Origin of the sequence: Nocardia sienata NBRC 100364, from assembly GCF_001613205.1 — a bacterium.
GTDB classification, from domain to species: Bacteria; Actinomycetota; Actinomycetes; order Mycobacteriales; family Mycobacteriaceae; genus Nocardia; species Nocardia sienata.
Genome location: NZ_BDBX01000007.1, coordinates 45,124 through 62,077 on the forward strand (window position 1 = coordinate 45,124; position 16,954 = coordinate 62,077).

Annotated in this window: 3 protein-coding genes and 1 pseudogene; all 4 read right to left on the reverse strand. The window is 69.9% G+C overall.

Annotation, left to right across the window (positions count from 1 at the left end; translation table 11 throughout):
* Positions 1-38 precede the first annotated feature (38 nt).
* Complete coding sequence (locus tag NS4_RS07470) at positions 39-1,028, reverse strand: ATP-binding cassette domain-containing protein (protein WP_063058773.1); 990 nt, start codon at positions 1,026-1,028, stop codon at positions 39-41.
* Positions 1,025-14,563: a non-ribosomal peptide synthetase gene (locus NS4_RS07475; protein WP_084486994.1), complete on the reverse strand. Its 13,539-nt coding sequence runs from the start codon at positions 14,561-14,563 to the stop codon at positions 1,025-1,027. The genes NS4_RS07470 and NS4_RS07475 overlap by 4 nt, the downstream gene beginning before the upstream one ends.
* Before the next feature lie 379 nt (positions 14,564-14,942).
* Positions 14,943-16,676, reverse strand: a complete 1,734-nt coding sequence (gene lnt, locus NS4_RS07480; protein ID WP_063058774.1) for an apolipoprotein N-acyltransferase — start codon at positions 16,674-16,676, stop codon at positions 14,943-14,945.
* A gap of 29 nt (positions 16,677-16,705) precedes the next feature.
* Positions 16,706-16,954: pseudogene (locus NS4_RS32600) on the reverse strand (amidohydrolase); the annotation flags it as partial.

The following is a 16,954-nucleotide window of genomic DNA, read 5'->3' on the forward strand; positions in this document are numbered from 1 at the left end:
GGTCGGGCTGGTGTTCTGGTCGACCGCGACTTCTGTGCTCACGACATGATCTCCTCGGGAACGTCACTGGTTTCCGGCTCGGGATCCGGCGCGGCCGGGGCGCCGGTGATGGACAGGAAGACGTCGTCGAGGCTGGGCCGGTGCACCCGGGCATCGACGACGTCCACGTCTGCGTCATCGAGCCGGCGCAGGGCTTGGACCATGGTGCGGGAACCGTCGCCGACCACCACCGATACTTCGTCGACGCTCGCTTCGTGTGCGGGTTCGCCGATTCCGATCTCGGCGAGGACCCGCAGTGCGGCCGCCGGATCCTGTCCAGAACTCAACGTGACGGTGAGCCGGTCCCCGCCGACCGAGGATTTCAGTTCGTCCGCCGAACCGCGGGCGATGACCCGGCCCTTGTCCAGCACGGTGATCTGGTCGGCGAGCCGGTCGGCTTCCTCGAGATACTGGGTGGTCAGCAGGACTGTGGTGCCGTCGCGGACGAGTTCGCCGATAACCCGCCACATATCGTTACGGGCGCGCGGATCCAGTCCGGTGGTCGGTTCGTCGAGAACCACCACGGGTGGACGAGCGACCAGGGCGCCGGCCAGATCGAGGCGCCGGGTCATCCCGCCGGAATAGGTTCCGGCTCGCCGGTCCGCGGCATCCTCGAGCCCGAATACCTCCAGCAGTTCCCGAGCCCGCGAGACGGCGCGTTCGCGCGACATCCCGTAGAGCCGCGCGACCATCCGCAGATTCTCGTAACCGGTGAGGTTGGCATCCACCGCCGCGTACTGGCCGGACAATCCGATGAGTTTGCGGGCCGCCGCCGGATCGTGCAGGACGTCGATATCGGCGACCCGGACGGATCCGGCGTTCGGACGCAGCAGGGTGGTGACGATCCGGACAGCGGTGGTCTTACCCGCACCGTTGGGGCCGAGCAGCCCCAGCACCGTGCCCTCGGGGATTTCGATATCGACCTCGTCCAAAACGCGGACGCGGCCGTAGTACTTCACCAGACCGGTGATCTGTACCGCGGGCTTCACTGAGCGTTCTCCTTCGTTTCGATACCGGGCTGTGCTTCCGTGGCCGCCCCGCGCAGGTATTGCCGGAGGACGGGTCCGAGCACCGCCAGCGATTGCGGGGTCGTCATCTCCGCGTGTGTGCACGCCAGTTCACGGGCGTGCACGGCGCCGGTGACGAAATCCCGCCAGGCCTGCGGGCGACGATCGGGCGCGGCACGGTTCACCGGGTCGGTGCCGGCGGCGAAGAACAGCAGATCACCGTCGAACACACCGGGCCGGAAGCCATTGGCCTGGACGGTGCCGTCGGCGTAGCCGGCGTACAGCCGTTCCAGATGGTCCACCGTGAGTGCCGCGAACGGGCCGGGACGCGACCGCAACAGTTCGGCAGCCTCGGCCAGCGACGGTTGCGCCCCGTCGGCGACGAGGTCGCCGCCGAACTCGCCGAGGATCTCGGCAACGCTGGGTACCGCGTCGACGGCCAGATCATCGGAGAGCCGATAGCTGTCCAGCATCGTCAGCAGCGCGACCTCCTCTCCTGCCGCCTGCAGCCGCACCGCGATCTCGTGTGCGATCAGACCGCCCAGCGACCAGCCGAGCAGCTGGTAGGGCCCGTGCGGTTGGACGGTGCGGATATGGGCGATGTAGTGCTCGGCCGCTTCGCCGATGGAACCGAACCCCGGCTTCCCGCTCGCCTGCGGTGCCTGCAGACCGTAGACCGGCTGATCCGTGGGTAGTTCGGCGAGCAGGCCGGCGTAGCACCAGGACAACCCGATCGCCGGATGCACGCAGAACAGCGGCGGCCGGCCGGTACCGGTGCCGGGGCGCAACGGCAGCAGCGGAGCCAGCGCCAGTTCCATGGCATCGGCGGCGGTACCGTCGCCGAGCCGGGCGGCCAGCGCGGCCGGGGTGGATTCGCCGAACAGCAACTGCATCGGCAGGTCGTATCCGGCCTCCCGGGCCCGGCCGACCACCTTCGTGGCGAGCAGCGAATTACCGCCCAGTTCGAAGAATCCGTCCCCGGCACCCACCCGGTCGACGCCGAGAACCTCGGCGAAGATGTCGCACAGCGCGGCCTCCACCGGGTTGGCAGGCGCCCGGTACCCTTCCGCCGCGGTGAACACCGGCTCGGGCAGAGCGGACCGGTCGAGTTTGCCGACCGGGTTGAGCGGCAACCGGTCGATCAGCATGATCGACTGCGGAACCATGTAGTTGGGCACCAGCTCGGATACGTGCGCGGTGAGTTCGGCGGCGGTGGTGCCCGCGGCGGCCTTCACATACGACACCAGGGCGGTCGCGCCCGCGGCGGTGCGATGCCCGGCGGTGTAGGAGAACTCGACCGCCGGATGTCGGCTCAGCGCCGCGTCGATTTCGCCCAGTTCGATGCGGAAGCCGCGGATCTTCACCTGATGATCCGTCCGGCCGACGTATTCGATATCGCCGGGGCCGCCGTCCGCGCCGGCACGGATTCGCACCAGGTCGCCCGTACGGTACATCCGCTCTCCGGGTTTCCCGAAGGGGTTGGCCACGAAGCGCTGGGCGGTGAGCCCGGGCCGGTCGTGGTATCCGCGGGCGAGCGCTCCACCGGCCAGGTACAACTCGCCGGTGACCCCGAGCGGCGCCGGACGCAGCCGGACGTCGAGAACCATGGCCGCGACACCGCGGATCGGTTCACCGATCGGTATCGGGCCGCCCGGCACCAGCGGCGGCGACATCACGGTGACGATGGTGGTTTCGGTCGGTCCGTAGACGTTGTGCAGGTTGCGGCCCGGCGCCCAGCGCGCCACCACTTCGGCCGGCAGTGCTTCGCCACCGACCAGGACGTGCTGGAAATCGGTGACCCCTTCCGGATCCACCGTCGCCAGGGCCGCCGTGGTGATGAAGGCGTGGGTGATCCGTTCCGCGATCAGCACCCGGGCCAGCTCCGCGCCACCGACCACCCCCGGCGGGGTGAGCACCAGGGTGGCCGCGCCGCCGAGCGCGAACAGCAGGTCCAGCATGGCGGCGTCGAAACTGGGGGTCGCGAAATGCAGGACGCGGCTGCCCGGCCGGACATCGAAGCGCTGCGCCGTCTCCGCCGCGAAATTGGACAGTCCGCGGTGGGTGACCACCACGCCCTTGGGGGTTCCGGTGGAACCGGAGGTGTAGATGACGTAGGCCGGATTGTCCATCCGCAGTGGGGTGATCCGGTCGGCATCGGTGAGCGCAGCGCTGGACGCTCGCAGCACCTGTTCGCGGACCTCGGCATCGTCGAGGGCCAGCCAGTGGGCTCCTTCGGGAAACTGCTCCCGGTACTCGGTCAGCGTGAGGCCCAGGGCGGCGCCGGAATCGGAGAGCATATGGGTGATGCGCGCGGCCGGATAGCCGGGGTCCACCGGGAGGAAGGCAGCACCGGTCTTGGTCACCGCCAGGACCGTGGCCACCGATTCGACCGTACGGGGAATTCCCAGTGCCACCAGGGTTTCCGGTCCCACCCCGTAGCCCACCAGCACCCGCGCCAGCCGGTTGCTCCAGCGATCGAGCGCATCATAGGTGACCTCCACGCCCGCACCGGCGAGCGCAACGGCCCGCCGGTCGACATTCGCCGCGGCGGCGAACACCTCGGCCAGAGTGCAGGGCTGGTCCGGATCGGCACGACGCAGCGGCGCCAGCGCCGACCACTCCGCAGGTTCGAGCAGTTCCAGATCACCGATGACCGCGGCCGGGTCGGCGGCGATCGCGCCGAGCAGCCGGACCAAGCGGCGGCCGAGCCGGGCCGCGGTCGGTTCGTCGAAGAGATCTCCGCTGTAGTTCACCGCGAGGCCGATACCGGCCGGCGACCTATCGGCGCCACGGCATTCGGTGAGGGTGAACTGGAGATCGAATTTCGCGATACCGGCGTCGATATCCATCGCCTCGATGCTCAGCCCCGGGAGTTCCAGCGCGCGTACCGGTTCGTCGCGCACCGACAGCATCACCTGGAACAGTGGGTGGTGGGACTGGGAACGAACCGGGTTGAGCACCTCGACCAGTCGCTCGAACGGCAGTTCCGCGTGCCCGAACGCATCGAGATCGGTATCGCGCACGGTATCGAGCAGATCGGTGAAACGGTCGTCGTGCGAGACCGGGGTCCGCAGGACCAGCGTATTGACGAACATGCCGATCATGCGGTCCAGTTCGGGCCGTCCGCGGCCGGCGACCGGAGTACCGACGGCGATATCGCCGACGCCGGTCAACCGGTGCAGCAACACCGCCAGCGCGGCATGCAACACCATGAACAGGCTCACATCGTGGCGCGCGGCGAGGCTGTGCAGCTCCCGGTGGACCCTGGCGTCGACCCGCTCTTCGACGGTGCCGCCGCGGTAGGACGGCACCGGTGGACGCGGGCGGTCGGCAGGGATGGCGAGCAGTTCGGGCAGCCCCTCCAGTCTGGTGCGCCAGTAGTCGAGCTGCCGCCGGATCGGAGAGGTGGGATCGTCCTCGCTGCCGAGCAGTTCCCGTTGCCACAGGGTGTAGTCGACGTACTGGAGTTGCTCGGCGTCGTTGTCCGGCCGGGCGCCGAGCCGGATCGCCCGGTAGGCCGACGCCACATCGGCGGCCAGCGGTGCCAGCGACCAGCCGTCCATCGCGATGTGGTGCACCACCAGCACCAGGATGTGCTCGTCCGGCGCCACCACGAACAGCGCGGCCCGCAGCGGTATCTCGGTGGACAGATCGAAACCGGGGGTGATGAACCGTTCGATCGCCGCACCGTGGCCCGCGTCGCCGGCCACCGGTGAGTGCAGCGTGACCGCGGCGTCGGCCGCGTCGAGCACCCGTTGTACCGGTTCCCCGTCGATCTCCGGGAAGACCGTCCGCAGGGTCTCGTGCTGTTCCTGCACCCGGTGCAGCGCGCCGCGCAACGCCGCGTGATCGAGCGGACCACGCATCCGCAGCACCACCGGGATGTTGTACGCGCCGCCCGAGGTGTCCGAGCCGCCGAACCGGTTGAGGAACCACAGTCGCTGCTGGGCCGGTGAGAGCGGAATGCGCTCGGGCCGAGTCCGCCGCACGAGAGCGGCTGTGGTACCGGCGGATTCCCCGTCGAGGCGGGCCGCGAGTTCGGCGACCGTCGGGGCGGCGAACACCGTACGCACCGGCAGTCGCACCCCGGTGGCCGCCTCCAGGCGACCCACCAGCTGAGTGGCCAGCAGCGAGTTGCCGCCGATATCGAAGAAGCTCTCGTCCGCATCGGTGACCGCCACGCCCACCAGGTCGCCCATGATCGCGGCGATCCGGCGTTCGGTGTCCGAACCGAGCGCACGGCCGGATGCGGCGGCGGGCAGCGCCCGGGGTTCGGGCAGCGCGGCGATATCCAGTTTGCCCACCGGGGTCAGCGGGATCTCGTCGAGCAGCGTGAACGCGGCCGGAACCATATGCCTCGGTAGGCGAGCGCTCAGGTGGTCGCGCAGTTTCTCGGGGTCGGGGCGCCGCGCGGGATCGGCCGGATGGACGTAGGCGACCAACCGGTCCGAATCGCCGAGCCGGCGCACCTCGACATGGGCGAAGTGCACGTCCGGATGCGCGGTGAGCGCGCCGGCGATCTCGCCGAGCTCGATCCGGAACCCGCGTATCTTCACCTGGTTGTCGCTACGGCCCAGATACCGCAGCCCGCCGTCGCGGGTCCAGCGCACCACGTCGCCGCTGCGGTAGAGCCGGGCGCCCGGCAGACCGTAGGGGTCGGCGACGAATCGGGCCGCGGTGAGCCCGGAACGTTGGTGATAACCCCTGGCCAGCCCGGGACCACCGAGGTACAGCTCACCGGGGACCCCCGCGGGTACGGGCCGCAGGCGTTCGTCGAGCACCAGCGCGCGGGTGCCGCGGATCAGATCGCCCAGCCCCGCCGGATGACCGGCGGCAACCGGTGTCACCGAGACCACGACGGTGGTCTCGGTGGGCCCGTAGGCGTTCAACATGCGACGGCCGGGCGCCCAGCGCGACACCAACTCCGGGCCGACATTCTCGCCGCCGACCATGAGACTGCGCAGCGCCGGCAGCGGCCAGCGGTCGTGGTCGATGGTGGCGAGCGCGGCGGGGGTGATGAAGGTGTGGGTGATTTCGTTACGGGTCATGAATTCGCCCAGTTCGTCACCGCCGTACACCTCCGGCGGCACGATGACCATGGCGGCGCCGGCCCCGATCGCGAGCAGCAGGTCCAGCATCGCCGCATCGAAACTCGGCGAAGAGAAATGCATGGTGCGCGCGGTCGGGTTGACCGCCAGCCGGTCCCGGAACTCGTCGGCCAGATCGGCGAGCGCGCCGTGGGTCGCGGTGACACCCTTCGGGGTACCGGTGGACCCGGAGGTATAGATCAGGTAGGCCGCATCGGTGACCCGAACCGGGCGCAGCCGGTCGCCGTCGGAGACCGGGCCCGCGGCCGCACCGCCGATCTCACTGCGGCCCGCAGGGGAATCCAGCAGCAGCCAGTCGATCTCGCTACCGCCCGCCGCGCGGAGCCGTTCGGCGTGGCCGCTGCGGGTGATACCGACCGAGCAGCCGGAGTCGGCGAGCATATGCGCGACGCGCTCGGCCGGGTAGTTGGGATCCACCGGGACGAAGGCGGCCCCGGATTTGGCGGCGGCGAGCATGGCCGTCACCGAATCCACCGACCTGGTCAGCCCGAGCGCGACCTTGTCGCCGGTACCGAGCCCGCGCCGAATCAACGCGCGGGCCAGGCGGTTGGCGCGCCGGTCGAGCTCGGCGTAGGTGAGCACCGTCTCGTCCTCGTACAGTGCCGGGCGCGGGCCGTGGGCGAGCGCGGTGGCACCGAACAGGGCGCCCAGGGTGCGCGGGATCCCGGGGGCGGGACCGCGGGCCGGGCACAAGGTATCGCGTTCGGCATCGGTGCGGGTGTCGATATCGCCGACCGGCACGGTGGGCCGGGCGCCGATCGCGGCGAGCACCCGCAGGAAGCGGTCCGCGAGCGTCTCGACGGTGGCCGCGTCGAACAGTTCGTCGGCGTAGACGAATTCGAGGTCGCCGTCGGTGAGATCACCGGCACGCAACTCCAGGTCGAACTTGGCGCGTGCGATATCGAGCGGGGCCGCCCGTACCGCCAGCCCGGGCAATTCCAGGTCGGGCACCGGGGTGTCGCGCACGGTGAGCGCGACCTGGAACAGCGGATGGCGCGCGGTGGCACGCGGATCGTGGCCCAGCGCGGCCACCACGTGTTCGAAGGGAATATCGGCGTGCGCCAGCGCGGCGAGTTCGGTATCCCGGTCCCCGCGCAGGAGATCGGTGAACGGGCGGGCCGGATCCACAGTGGAGCGCAGGACGAGCGTATTGACGAACATCCCGACCAGCTCGCCGAGCCGGCGGTCGGTGCGCCCGGCGACCGGCGTACCGATGGCGATGTCCCGGCCGCCGGTGACCGCCCGCAGCAGGACCACGAGCGCCGAACGCAGCAGCATGAACGGGCTCACGCCCTCGGCGTGGGCCAGCCGCACCAGGGCGTCGCGCACCGGTTCGGGAATGGTACGGCGGACCGAGGCGGCCGTCTGCTCGGGTTCGGCGGGGCGGGGGCGGTCGTAGGGCAGGGGTAGTTCGTCGGGCAGGCCCGCGAGCTGGTCCCGCCAGTAGCCGAGCTGGCGGGCGGCGAGGCTGTCCGGGTCGGTCTCACTCCCGAGGTGCTCGCGCTGCCAGAGGCCGAAATCGGCGTACTGCACCGGCAGCGGTGACCACTGCGGCCCGGTTCCACCGCGGCGGGCCTGATAGGCCAGTGCCAGGTCACCGATCAGCGGCCCCATCGACCAGCCGTCGGCGGCGATGTGGTGGAGCACCACACCGAGCCGGTAGCGGTCCGGCCCGGTGCGCAGCAGGATCGCCCGCAACGGCGTCACCGCGGTGAGATCGAAACCTGTCGTGGCCGTGGCCCGGAGTGCGGCCTCGGCCCCGGCGTGATCGGTCTCCTGTGGTTCCAGGGTGGGCAGCGCCCATGCGGCGGGCAGAATGCGCTGCTGGGCGCCGTCGCCGTCGGCGGGGAAGACGGTGCGCAGGACCTCGTGCCGTTCGATGATATCGCCGAGCGCCGCCCGGAGCGCGGGTACGTCCAGCGCACCGTCGATATCGAGAACGAACGCGATGTTGTAGGCGCTGGACTCGGGAGCGAACCGGTTGAGGAACCACAGCCGCTGTTGTGGCAGTGACAACGGCAATCGCGCGGGCCGTGGATCGTAGGCGGTCAGCGGGATCCGGGCGGTGGCCGGAGTCCGCAGCAACTGTTCGGTCAGCGCCGCGACGGTCGGGGCCTCGAACACCGTGCGGACCGGCAGGTCCACCCCGAAGCGATCGTAGAGCTCCCCGACCAGCCGGGTCGCCAGCAGCGAGTTGCCGCCGAGATCGAAGAACGGGTCCTCGGCGCCGGTCACCGCACAGCCCAGCACCTCCGAGAAGACCTCGGCGACCCGGCGTTCGGCCTCCGTGGCGGGGGCGCGGGAAGTGGTGCCCGTGTTCAGGAACACCGGCTCGGGCAGCGCCTTACGATCCAGCTTGCCCGAGGGCGTCTTGGGGAACTCCGGCAGCACGGTGACCGCGTCGGGGATCATGTACGCGGGCAGCTGCCCACGGACGGCCGCCCGGACCGCGGCGGGATCCACCGTGGTGTCGGCGACGACATAGGCAGCCAGCCGCTGCCGGGCGTGCGCGTCGGTGTGCACCACCGTCAGCGCCGACCGCACCCCGGGATGACCGCGCAGGACGTGGTCGATCTCCGACAGTTCGATCCGGAAGCCGCGCAGTTTCACCTGATCGTCGGCGCGGCCCAGGAACCGCAGCCGGCCGGTCCGGTCGGCGACCAGCAGATCGCCGGTGCGGTACATCCGTTCGCCGCGGCGGCCGTATGGGCTCGCCACGAAACGGGACGCGGTCAGCGCGTGCCGGCCCAGATAACCGCGGGCCACCCCGGGGCCCGAGACGTACAGCTCGCCCGGAGTGCCGGGCGGTACCGGCCGCAAGCGGGAATCCAGCAGGAACAGTCGCATACCGCGCACCGGATGGCCCAGCGGCACCGGGCGGCCGGGCCGCATCGGGCCGGACATGGTGGCCGCCACCGTCGCCTCCGACGGGCCGTACATATTGTGCATGCGGTACCGGTCGCCCCACGTCGCCACGAGTTCGGGACTGCACGCCTCACCACCGACCATGACACTGCGCAGCTGATCGAGCCCGGCGGGATCCACCGTGGCCAGGGCGGCGGGTGTGACGAACGCGTGGGTGACGGCCTCGGCCCGCAGCAGCTCGGCCAGTTCGGCACCGCCGTAGATATCCGGCGGCGCTATCACCACGGTGGCCCCGCAGACGAACCCGAGCAGCAGTTCGAGCACCGAGGCGTCGAAGCTCGGCGAGGAGAAGTGCAGGGTGCGCGCGGCCGGAGTGACACCGAACAGGTAGCACTGTTCGGCGGCGAAGGAGGCCAGCCCGGCGTGGGTGACGACGACGGCTTTCGGGGTGCCGGTGGAACCGGAGGTGTAGATCAGATAGGCCGGATGCGCGGCCCGCAGCGGCGTGATCCGGTCGGCATCGGTGATCGGCGCCGGGGATACGGCGGCACAGTCGGCTTCGATATCCGGTGCGCCGAGGATCAGCCAGGATTCCACGGCGGCGGGCACGTCCGCCAGCGTCGCGACCTGCTCCCGGCCGGTGACCCCGAGCCGGGCGCCGGAATCGGTGAGCATATGGGCGATCCGGTCCGCGGGATAGGCGGGATCGACGGGAACATAGGCGGCGCCGGTCTTGGCGACGGCCCATACCGCGGTGATCGCTTCCAGACCTCGCGGCAGCGCGAGTGCGACCACCGTCTCGGGCCCGGCGCCCTGCTCGATCAGCAGCCGCGCCAACCGGTTCGCGCGTTCGTCCAGCTCGCGGTAGGTGGTGTCCCGCCCGCGGTAGCGGACGGCGACCCCGTCGGGATCCTTGACCGCCGACCGTCCGAGCAGATCGGCCAGCAGCACCGGCGGTTCGGCGGGCCCGCCCGCCAGCGGAACCAGATTCGCGCGCTCGCGCCGCTCCAGCACCTCGATATCGCCGACCGGCCGCCGGGGGTTGCCGACCGCCGCGTCCAGCACGGCGACGAACCTGCGCGCGATCGCGGCGACGGTCCGCTCGTCGAAGACATCGCCGGCGTAACCGATTTCGGCGTGCAGTTCACCACCGGAGTTGTCGTCGTGGATCTCGAGCTGGAGGTCGAATTTCGCGACGGCCCCGTCCAGCGGCAGGATCTCGGTGCGCACCCCCGGCAGCGCCAGCTCGAGCTCACCGGCGTTGTCGTAGGACAGCATCACCTGGAACAGCGGATGGCGTGCCCCGGAGCGCTCCGGGTTCACCACCTCGACCAGCCGCTCGAACGGAACATCGGCGTTGGCGAAGGCGTTCAGATCGGTTTCCCGGACGATATCGAGCATCCGGCCGAAATCGGCGCCGGGATCGACCTCCGTACGCAGCACCAGGGTGTTGACGAACATTCCCACCAGTTCGTCCAGCGCCGGATCGGTGCGGCCCGCGATGGGGGTGCCGATGACGATATCGGTGCTACCGCAGAGACGGGCCAGCAGCGTGGCCAGTGCGGCGTGTACCACCATGAACATGCTGGCTCCGCGCGCGGCCGCCAGTTCCGCGGCCGCGTGGCGGGTTCCGGCCGGGATGGTGAACGAGACCCGCCCGCCTCCGGTGGAGCGGCGGGCGGGACGCGGTCGGTCCAGCGGGAGGTCGAGTTGATCGGGCAGCCCGGCCAGTTCGGCCCGCCAGTGGGTGACCTGCCGGCTCAGCGCGCTGCCCGGATCGGATTCCTCGCCGAGCAGTTCTCGCTGCCACAGCGCGAAATCCGCGTACTGCACCGGCAGCGGAGTCCATTGCGGCGCCCTACCGGCGACTCGTGCCTCGACCGCGGTCGTCAGATCGCGGGCCAGCGGCGCGACCGACCAGCCGTCCCCGCAGATGTGGTGCAGCACCAGCACGAGGACATGGCTGTCGTCGTCGAGGGCGTACAGGGCGACCCGGACCGGGAATTCGGTGCGCAGATCGAACGGCCGGGAGACGAAATCGGCGGCCGCCCCGGTGACCCGGATACTGTCGGACTCGATCACCTCGAGCGAGAGCCCGACGTCGGCCGCCGGATGGATTCGCTGGTACGGACCCTCGCCGGATTCGGGGAAGGTGGTCCGCAGGCTTTCGTGCCGCTCCAGCACGTCGAGCAACGCGGCCCGCAACGCCTCGATATCCAGGATGCCGTCCAGCCGGACAGCGAGCGGCATATTGTAGGCGGCGGCGTGCTCGGCGAAGCGGTTCAGGATCCAGAGCCGCTGCTGGGCCGGTGAGAGCGGGATCCGGTCGGGGCGGACCATCGGCACCAGCTGCGGTGAGGCGAGATCGGGTTCGTGGAAGGGGAACCGATCGGTCAGCTCGGCGATGGTGCCTGCTTCGAACAGATCCCGGATGGTCAGCGCGGTACCGAGCGCGGTGTTGATCCGCGCGACCGCGCGGGCGGCTACCAGCGAGTTGCCGCCGAGTTCGAAGAATCCGTCCTCGATTCCGACCTCGGGCACACCCAGCAGTTCGGCGAATATCGTGGCCAGGACTTCTTCCACCTCATTGCGCGGCGCGGTCCGGGCACGTCGTTCGGTGGGGCCCGGGACGGGAAGCGCCGCCCGGTCGATCTTGCCATTGCTGTTCAGTGGCAGTTCGTCGAGCACGGTGATCGTGGCGGGCACCATATATCCGGGCAGCGCGCGCGTCAGGCCCGCGCGGACCGCGTCCGGATCCAGACCCGCACTGCCGCGTGCCACCACGTAGGCCGCCAGCTGATCGCCGGCGGGGGTGCGGTGGGCGACACAGACCGCGCGGGCGATCCGCTCATCGGCCAGCAGCACGGATTCGATCTCGCCGAGTTCGATGCGCAACCCGCGGATCTTGACCTGGAAGTCGGTGCGGCCCAGATACTCGAGCACCCCGCGGCGGCTTCCGGCGGATCCGAGTTGCCAGCGGGCCAGATCGCCGGTGCGATACATTCGCGCACCCGGGGTGAACGGATCGGCCACGAACCGTTCGGCGGTCAGCGGCGCCTGGCCGAGGTAGCCGCGCGCCAGCTGGACACCGGCCAGGTACAACTCCCCCACCGCGCCCGGCGGCACCGGGTGCAGCGCCGCATCGAGGACATAGGTGCGGGTGTTCCACACCGGCGAACCGATCGGGACGGTTTCGGGGTCCGGCGGGCAGTGCCAGTAGGTCACATCGACCGCGGCCTCGGTGGGCCCGTACAGATTGTGCAGCTGCGGGCCCGGCAGCGCGGCGTGGAAATCGCGCACGGTGGCCGGCGGCAGCGCTTCACCGCTGCAGAACACCCGGCGCAGCGACGCGCAGTCGCCGACCTCGGTATCGGTGACGAAGACCGACAGCATCGAGGGAACGAAATGTGCTGTGGTGATGCGCTTCTCGCGGATGACGCGGGCCAGGTAGGCCGGATCGCGGTGCCCGTCCGGGCGCGCGACCACCAGCCGGGCACCGGTCTGCAGCGGCCAGAAGAACTCCCATACCGAAACATCGAAGGTCGCCGGGGTCTTCTGCAGCACGGCATCGGTGTCGTCGAGCGGGTATCGGTGCTGCATCCAGCGGAGCCGGTTCACGATCGCTTCATGGGTGATGCCGACTCCCTTCGGGGCGCCGGTGGAGCCGGAGGTGTACAGCAGATAGGCCAGATGGTCGCCACGCAGCGGCGAGATCCGGTCGGCATCGGTGACGGGCGCGGGATCGAAACCGGAGAGATCAGCGGTGTCGACCGCGAGCAGTGCGGCATTGCCGGGCAGTTCGAGGCCGTCGCGGATGGCCACCAGCAGCGCGACCGGGCGGGCCCGGTCCACGATCCCCGCCAGCCGGGCCACCGGATGCTCCGGATCCAGCGGAAGGTAGGCGGCACCGGTCTTGATCACGGCGTACATCGCGACCACCAGTTCGATACTGCGCCGCAGGCACAGCCCGACCACCTGTTCCGGTCCGGCGCCCGCCGCGATCAACCGCCGGGCCAGGCGGTTGGCCCGGGCATCGAGTTCGCGGTAGGTCAGCGCCGCACCCTCGAACTCCACTGCCACGGCCTCCGGGCAGCGCCGCACCCGGTCGGCGAAAATACCGGCGAGCGTGCCGGGGTGGACCTCGGCCGCCGTATCGTTCCAGGTGTGCAGCACCTGCCGCTGTTCGGCATCGGTGAGCACGGGTAGCTCGCGGACGGGGGTGTTGGCGCCGGTGGTGAGAAAGCGGTCCAGGAAGCCCAGGAACCGGCGGTGGTGGGCGGCGACCTCGTCGTCACTGTAGAGCAGCGGGTTGGCCTCGAAATCGAGGTGGACCCGGCCGCCGTCACCGTTGTACAGGTTGACCGAGAGATCCTCGACCGGCCCGGTGGCCAGGACATGGACCGACACTTCGCATTCGGCGAAGCACAGCGGCTTGCTGAACAGCATGATGTTGATCATCGGGCCGAAGAAACCGCGGGTATCACGGTCGTAACCGCAGTCGCGGCGGATATCGTCGTGCCGGTAGCGCTGGTGCCGGAGGGCGCCGGTGATCTGGCGTTCCACCACGCGCACGACATCTTCGACGGTGGTTGCGGGCTCGAAGCGGATCCGCAACGGCACCACGTTCGACACCACCCCGGCGGAGCGGCGCAGCGACACGGTGGTGCGCGCGGAGACCGGCAGGCTCAGCACCACGTCGTTCTCCCCGGTCATGGACCGGACGTAGCAGGCCATGGCGGCGGCGTAGAGGATGGGATCGGTCGCGTCGCGTTGTGTTGCCGCCGCCGCGACGGACGCCGCGGTGGCCTCGCTCAGCACCGCGGTGGCGAGCCGGCGGCCCGCGTCCGCGGTGGCCGGCGGATTGGCCACGGTGGACAGACTGACCACCTCCCCGACGCCGTCGAGGATCTCGCTCCAGTAGGCGCGATCGTTGCTGAACCGCTGCGAATCCCGGTACGCGCGCTCCCCTGCGTACAACTCGGCCAGCGGGGTCGCGCGCGACACCGTGGGTTCCCGGCCCTCGTAGTAGGCCGTGTAGATCTCCGCGGTGCGGACCAGCGCGTTCATGGCCGCATAGCCGTCGATGAGGATGTGGTGGGCCCGGGAGTACCAGATGTAGTCGCGATCTCCGGTCCGGAGTACGGCGTTGAAGACGAGCGGGTCGTGATCGAAGTCGACGGGAGTGCGCGCGTCGTTCTTCATCCATGCCAGGGCGGCCGCGTGCGGGTCCGGCTCGGACCGCAGATCCAGTCGGGCCCAACCGGGTCGCATCGCCGGATCGACCACCTGGTGGGGCACTCCGTCGACCTGGACGATGCGTTGGAGACCGACCTCGGTCTCCACGCCGAAACGCTCGATCGCATACAGCAGCAATCCCGCATCGAGATCACCGCGAAACTTCACGTACTCGGCGACGACGAGAGGAATCTCGGGCTGAATCCGCTGGGCGTACCACAACGCTGTCTGCGCGGGTGTGAGCGGAAACGGTTCGGCCGAAATTTCCGCCGACGAACTGCTATCGACCCCGGTGGCCGACGATCTCATCAATCACTCCGTTCTACAGCTCGACACTCCCCGAACAGCCCGCAACGGCCTGTACCGGCCGTGGGGTGTGATTCACGACTGGTTATTCGGAGCATCACGGTGAATGGATTGCAATCGAAACCGAATGGTTACCTGGAGGAACCGGAACAGCCATCGGACCACGGTGTCCGATTTCCGGCACGCTGGTGACGCCGAGACGCAGAAGAACGCTTAACTTGTCGCCCGGCCGGGGGCCGGGCGCTGCCTAGATACTACGCACAAAGAGTCGGGCTGTTTACCCCTCGCAACCGAAAAATAAACAGTGCGCAAATCGGACAACCGCCGGCGGCCCATGCGTTATCACAGACGCGCCGGTGGCGAGGAGTTTCCGAGTCGGCGGTCAGCCGGACACAGGCGCTGTGGAGATCTCGGCCGACCCGCTAGCGGCTCGTCGCCGGACGATCGAGAGCACCACACCGGCCGCCGTCACGAATACGGCGAACAGCTCCGGCCATGGCCCCAGCACCGTCGCCGGGGTGTGCGAATCACGCAGCGGCACCTCGGCGACCAGTGCCTCGGGTGTGAACAGCGCGCTCTCCTGCCGCACCGTGCCGTCCGCGGCGATGATCGCGCTGACCCCCGAGGTGGCGGCCACGACCAGCGAGCGCCCGTGCTCGACCGCCCGCACCCTGGACATCGCCAGTTGCTGGTAAGTCATTTCACTGTCGCCGAAAGTCGCATTGTTCGTGGGGACCGCGAGCAATTGCGCACCCGAGTGCAGCGAATCCCGGAAAGCGCGGTCGAAAGCAACCTCGTAACAGGTTGCCACCCCGATTTCCGTACCTGCGGCCCGAATTGTTCCGTCTCCGTGACCCGGGACGAAGTATCCCGCCCGGTCGGCATAGTCCGAGAAAAGCCGAAAGAATCCGCGCATCGGCAGGTATTCGCCGAAAGGCTGTACTATTTTTTTGTCGTGGCGCTCCTCCGGCCCGCTTTCCGCGGTCCAGACCATTACGGAATTGGTGGTGGTGCCGTCCCCGTTGACCAGCACCGCACCCACGAGAATCGGTGCCGAGACCCGCCGGGCCGCCGCTGATATGAGCGCGGCCGCGTCGGGATTGCGCAATGGGTCGATATCGGAGGAGTTTTCGGGCCATACGACCACATCCGGGGCCGGAAACAGACCGCTCGCCACCTCATCGGCCAATTGTTCGGTCCGGCGGACATGATTGTCGAGCACGGCCCGGCGCTGTGCATTGAAATCGAGGCCGAGACGGGGCACGCTGCCCTGGATGGCGGCCACGGTGATGGTCCGGTCGCCCGCGAGTGGACCGGGCAATGTCGCTCCGAGCACCGGCCCGGCCGCGGCGAGCAACACGCAGGTCGAGGCGGCAGCCATCGTGGCCACTCGACCACCGCGCCTCCCGGCACTGCCGGTCGCCGAGTCTGCGCGGCCGTCGGCGATCCTGCCCTCTTCACGGCCCGCAGCACCGCCGTTGTCCGCGCGGCCCGCGGCCCCTCCCGGGCCGGCGCTCGCCGCGGCCCGGCGCGAACCTGCCTGCCGGAGCACCCCGAGAACCACAGCGGCCCCGCAGGTACCGCTCAGCGCGACGACGAAACTCACCAGCGGCGCACCCCCGTAGGCGGCCGTCGGCAGGAACCATCCGTCGGCCTGACCGAAGGCCAAGCGCCCCCAGGGAAACCCGCCGAAGGGGAAACTCGATCGTCCCCATTCAGTGGCCGTCCAGGCCAGGGCGAGCCACAGCGGCCATCCCGGCAGGCGGCCCAGTATCCGGGCGAGCAACCCGAACAGGCCCAGGTACACCGCGCACGCGGTGGACAGTGCGAGCCACGGCAGCGGACCCACATAGATTCCGGTCCAGGGCAGGAGCGGAAGGAAGAAGCCGAGTCCGGCGAGGAAGCCGTAGCCGAAACCGGCCCGCAGGCGGGGCCCACTGCGCACGACAAGGGTCAGCAGCGCGATTCCGGCAGGAGCGAGGAACCACCACGGCCGCGGGGGGAAGCTGCCGAACAGCAGGACACCCGCGCACACCGCGGCCACCGACCGCACCACCACCGGATAGCGGGTGAGCCCGCCGGTCCACCGGGTCGCCGGTCCGTCACCCTGGTTCACTGCTGCATCCTGTTCTGCTCGAGCCGAGATCACGCGTGATAGATGGGGACACCGTCGCGCACCGTGCGCAGGCAGCGCGGCAGATCGGCGTCCGGGGTCAGCGACGGCAGTCCCGGGACCCGGGACCGGGGGTCGGTGGACCAGCGTTGGACCGTATCGGTGGGCGCGGCGACCACCAGGTCACCGGCCTCCCACACCGCGTACGAGGCAGGGGCTCCGGGCACCAGAGTGCCGGCGATGCCGTCGCGCACGCCGCCGGCCCGCCACGCGCCGCGGGT

Coding starts and splice junctions, on each gene's coding strand:
- NS4_RS07475 (WP_084486994.1), bottom strand. CDS start 14,563: ATGAGATCGTCGGCCACCGGGGTCGATAGCAGTTCGTCGGCGGAAATT.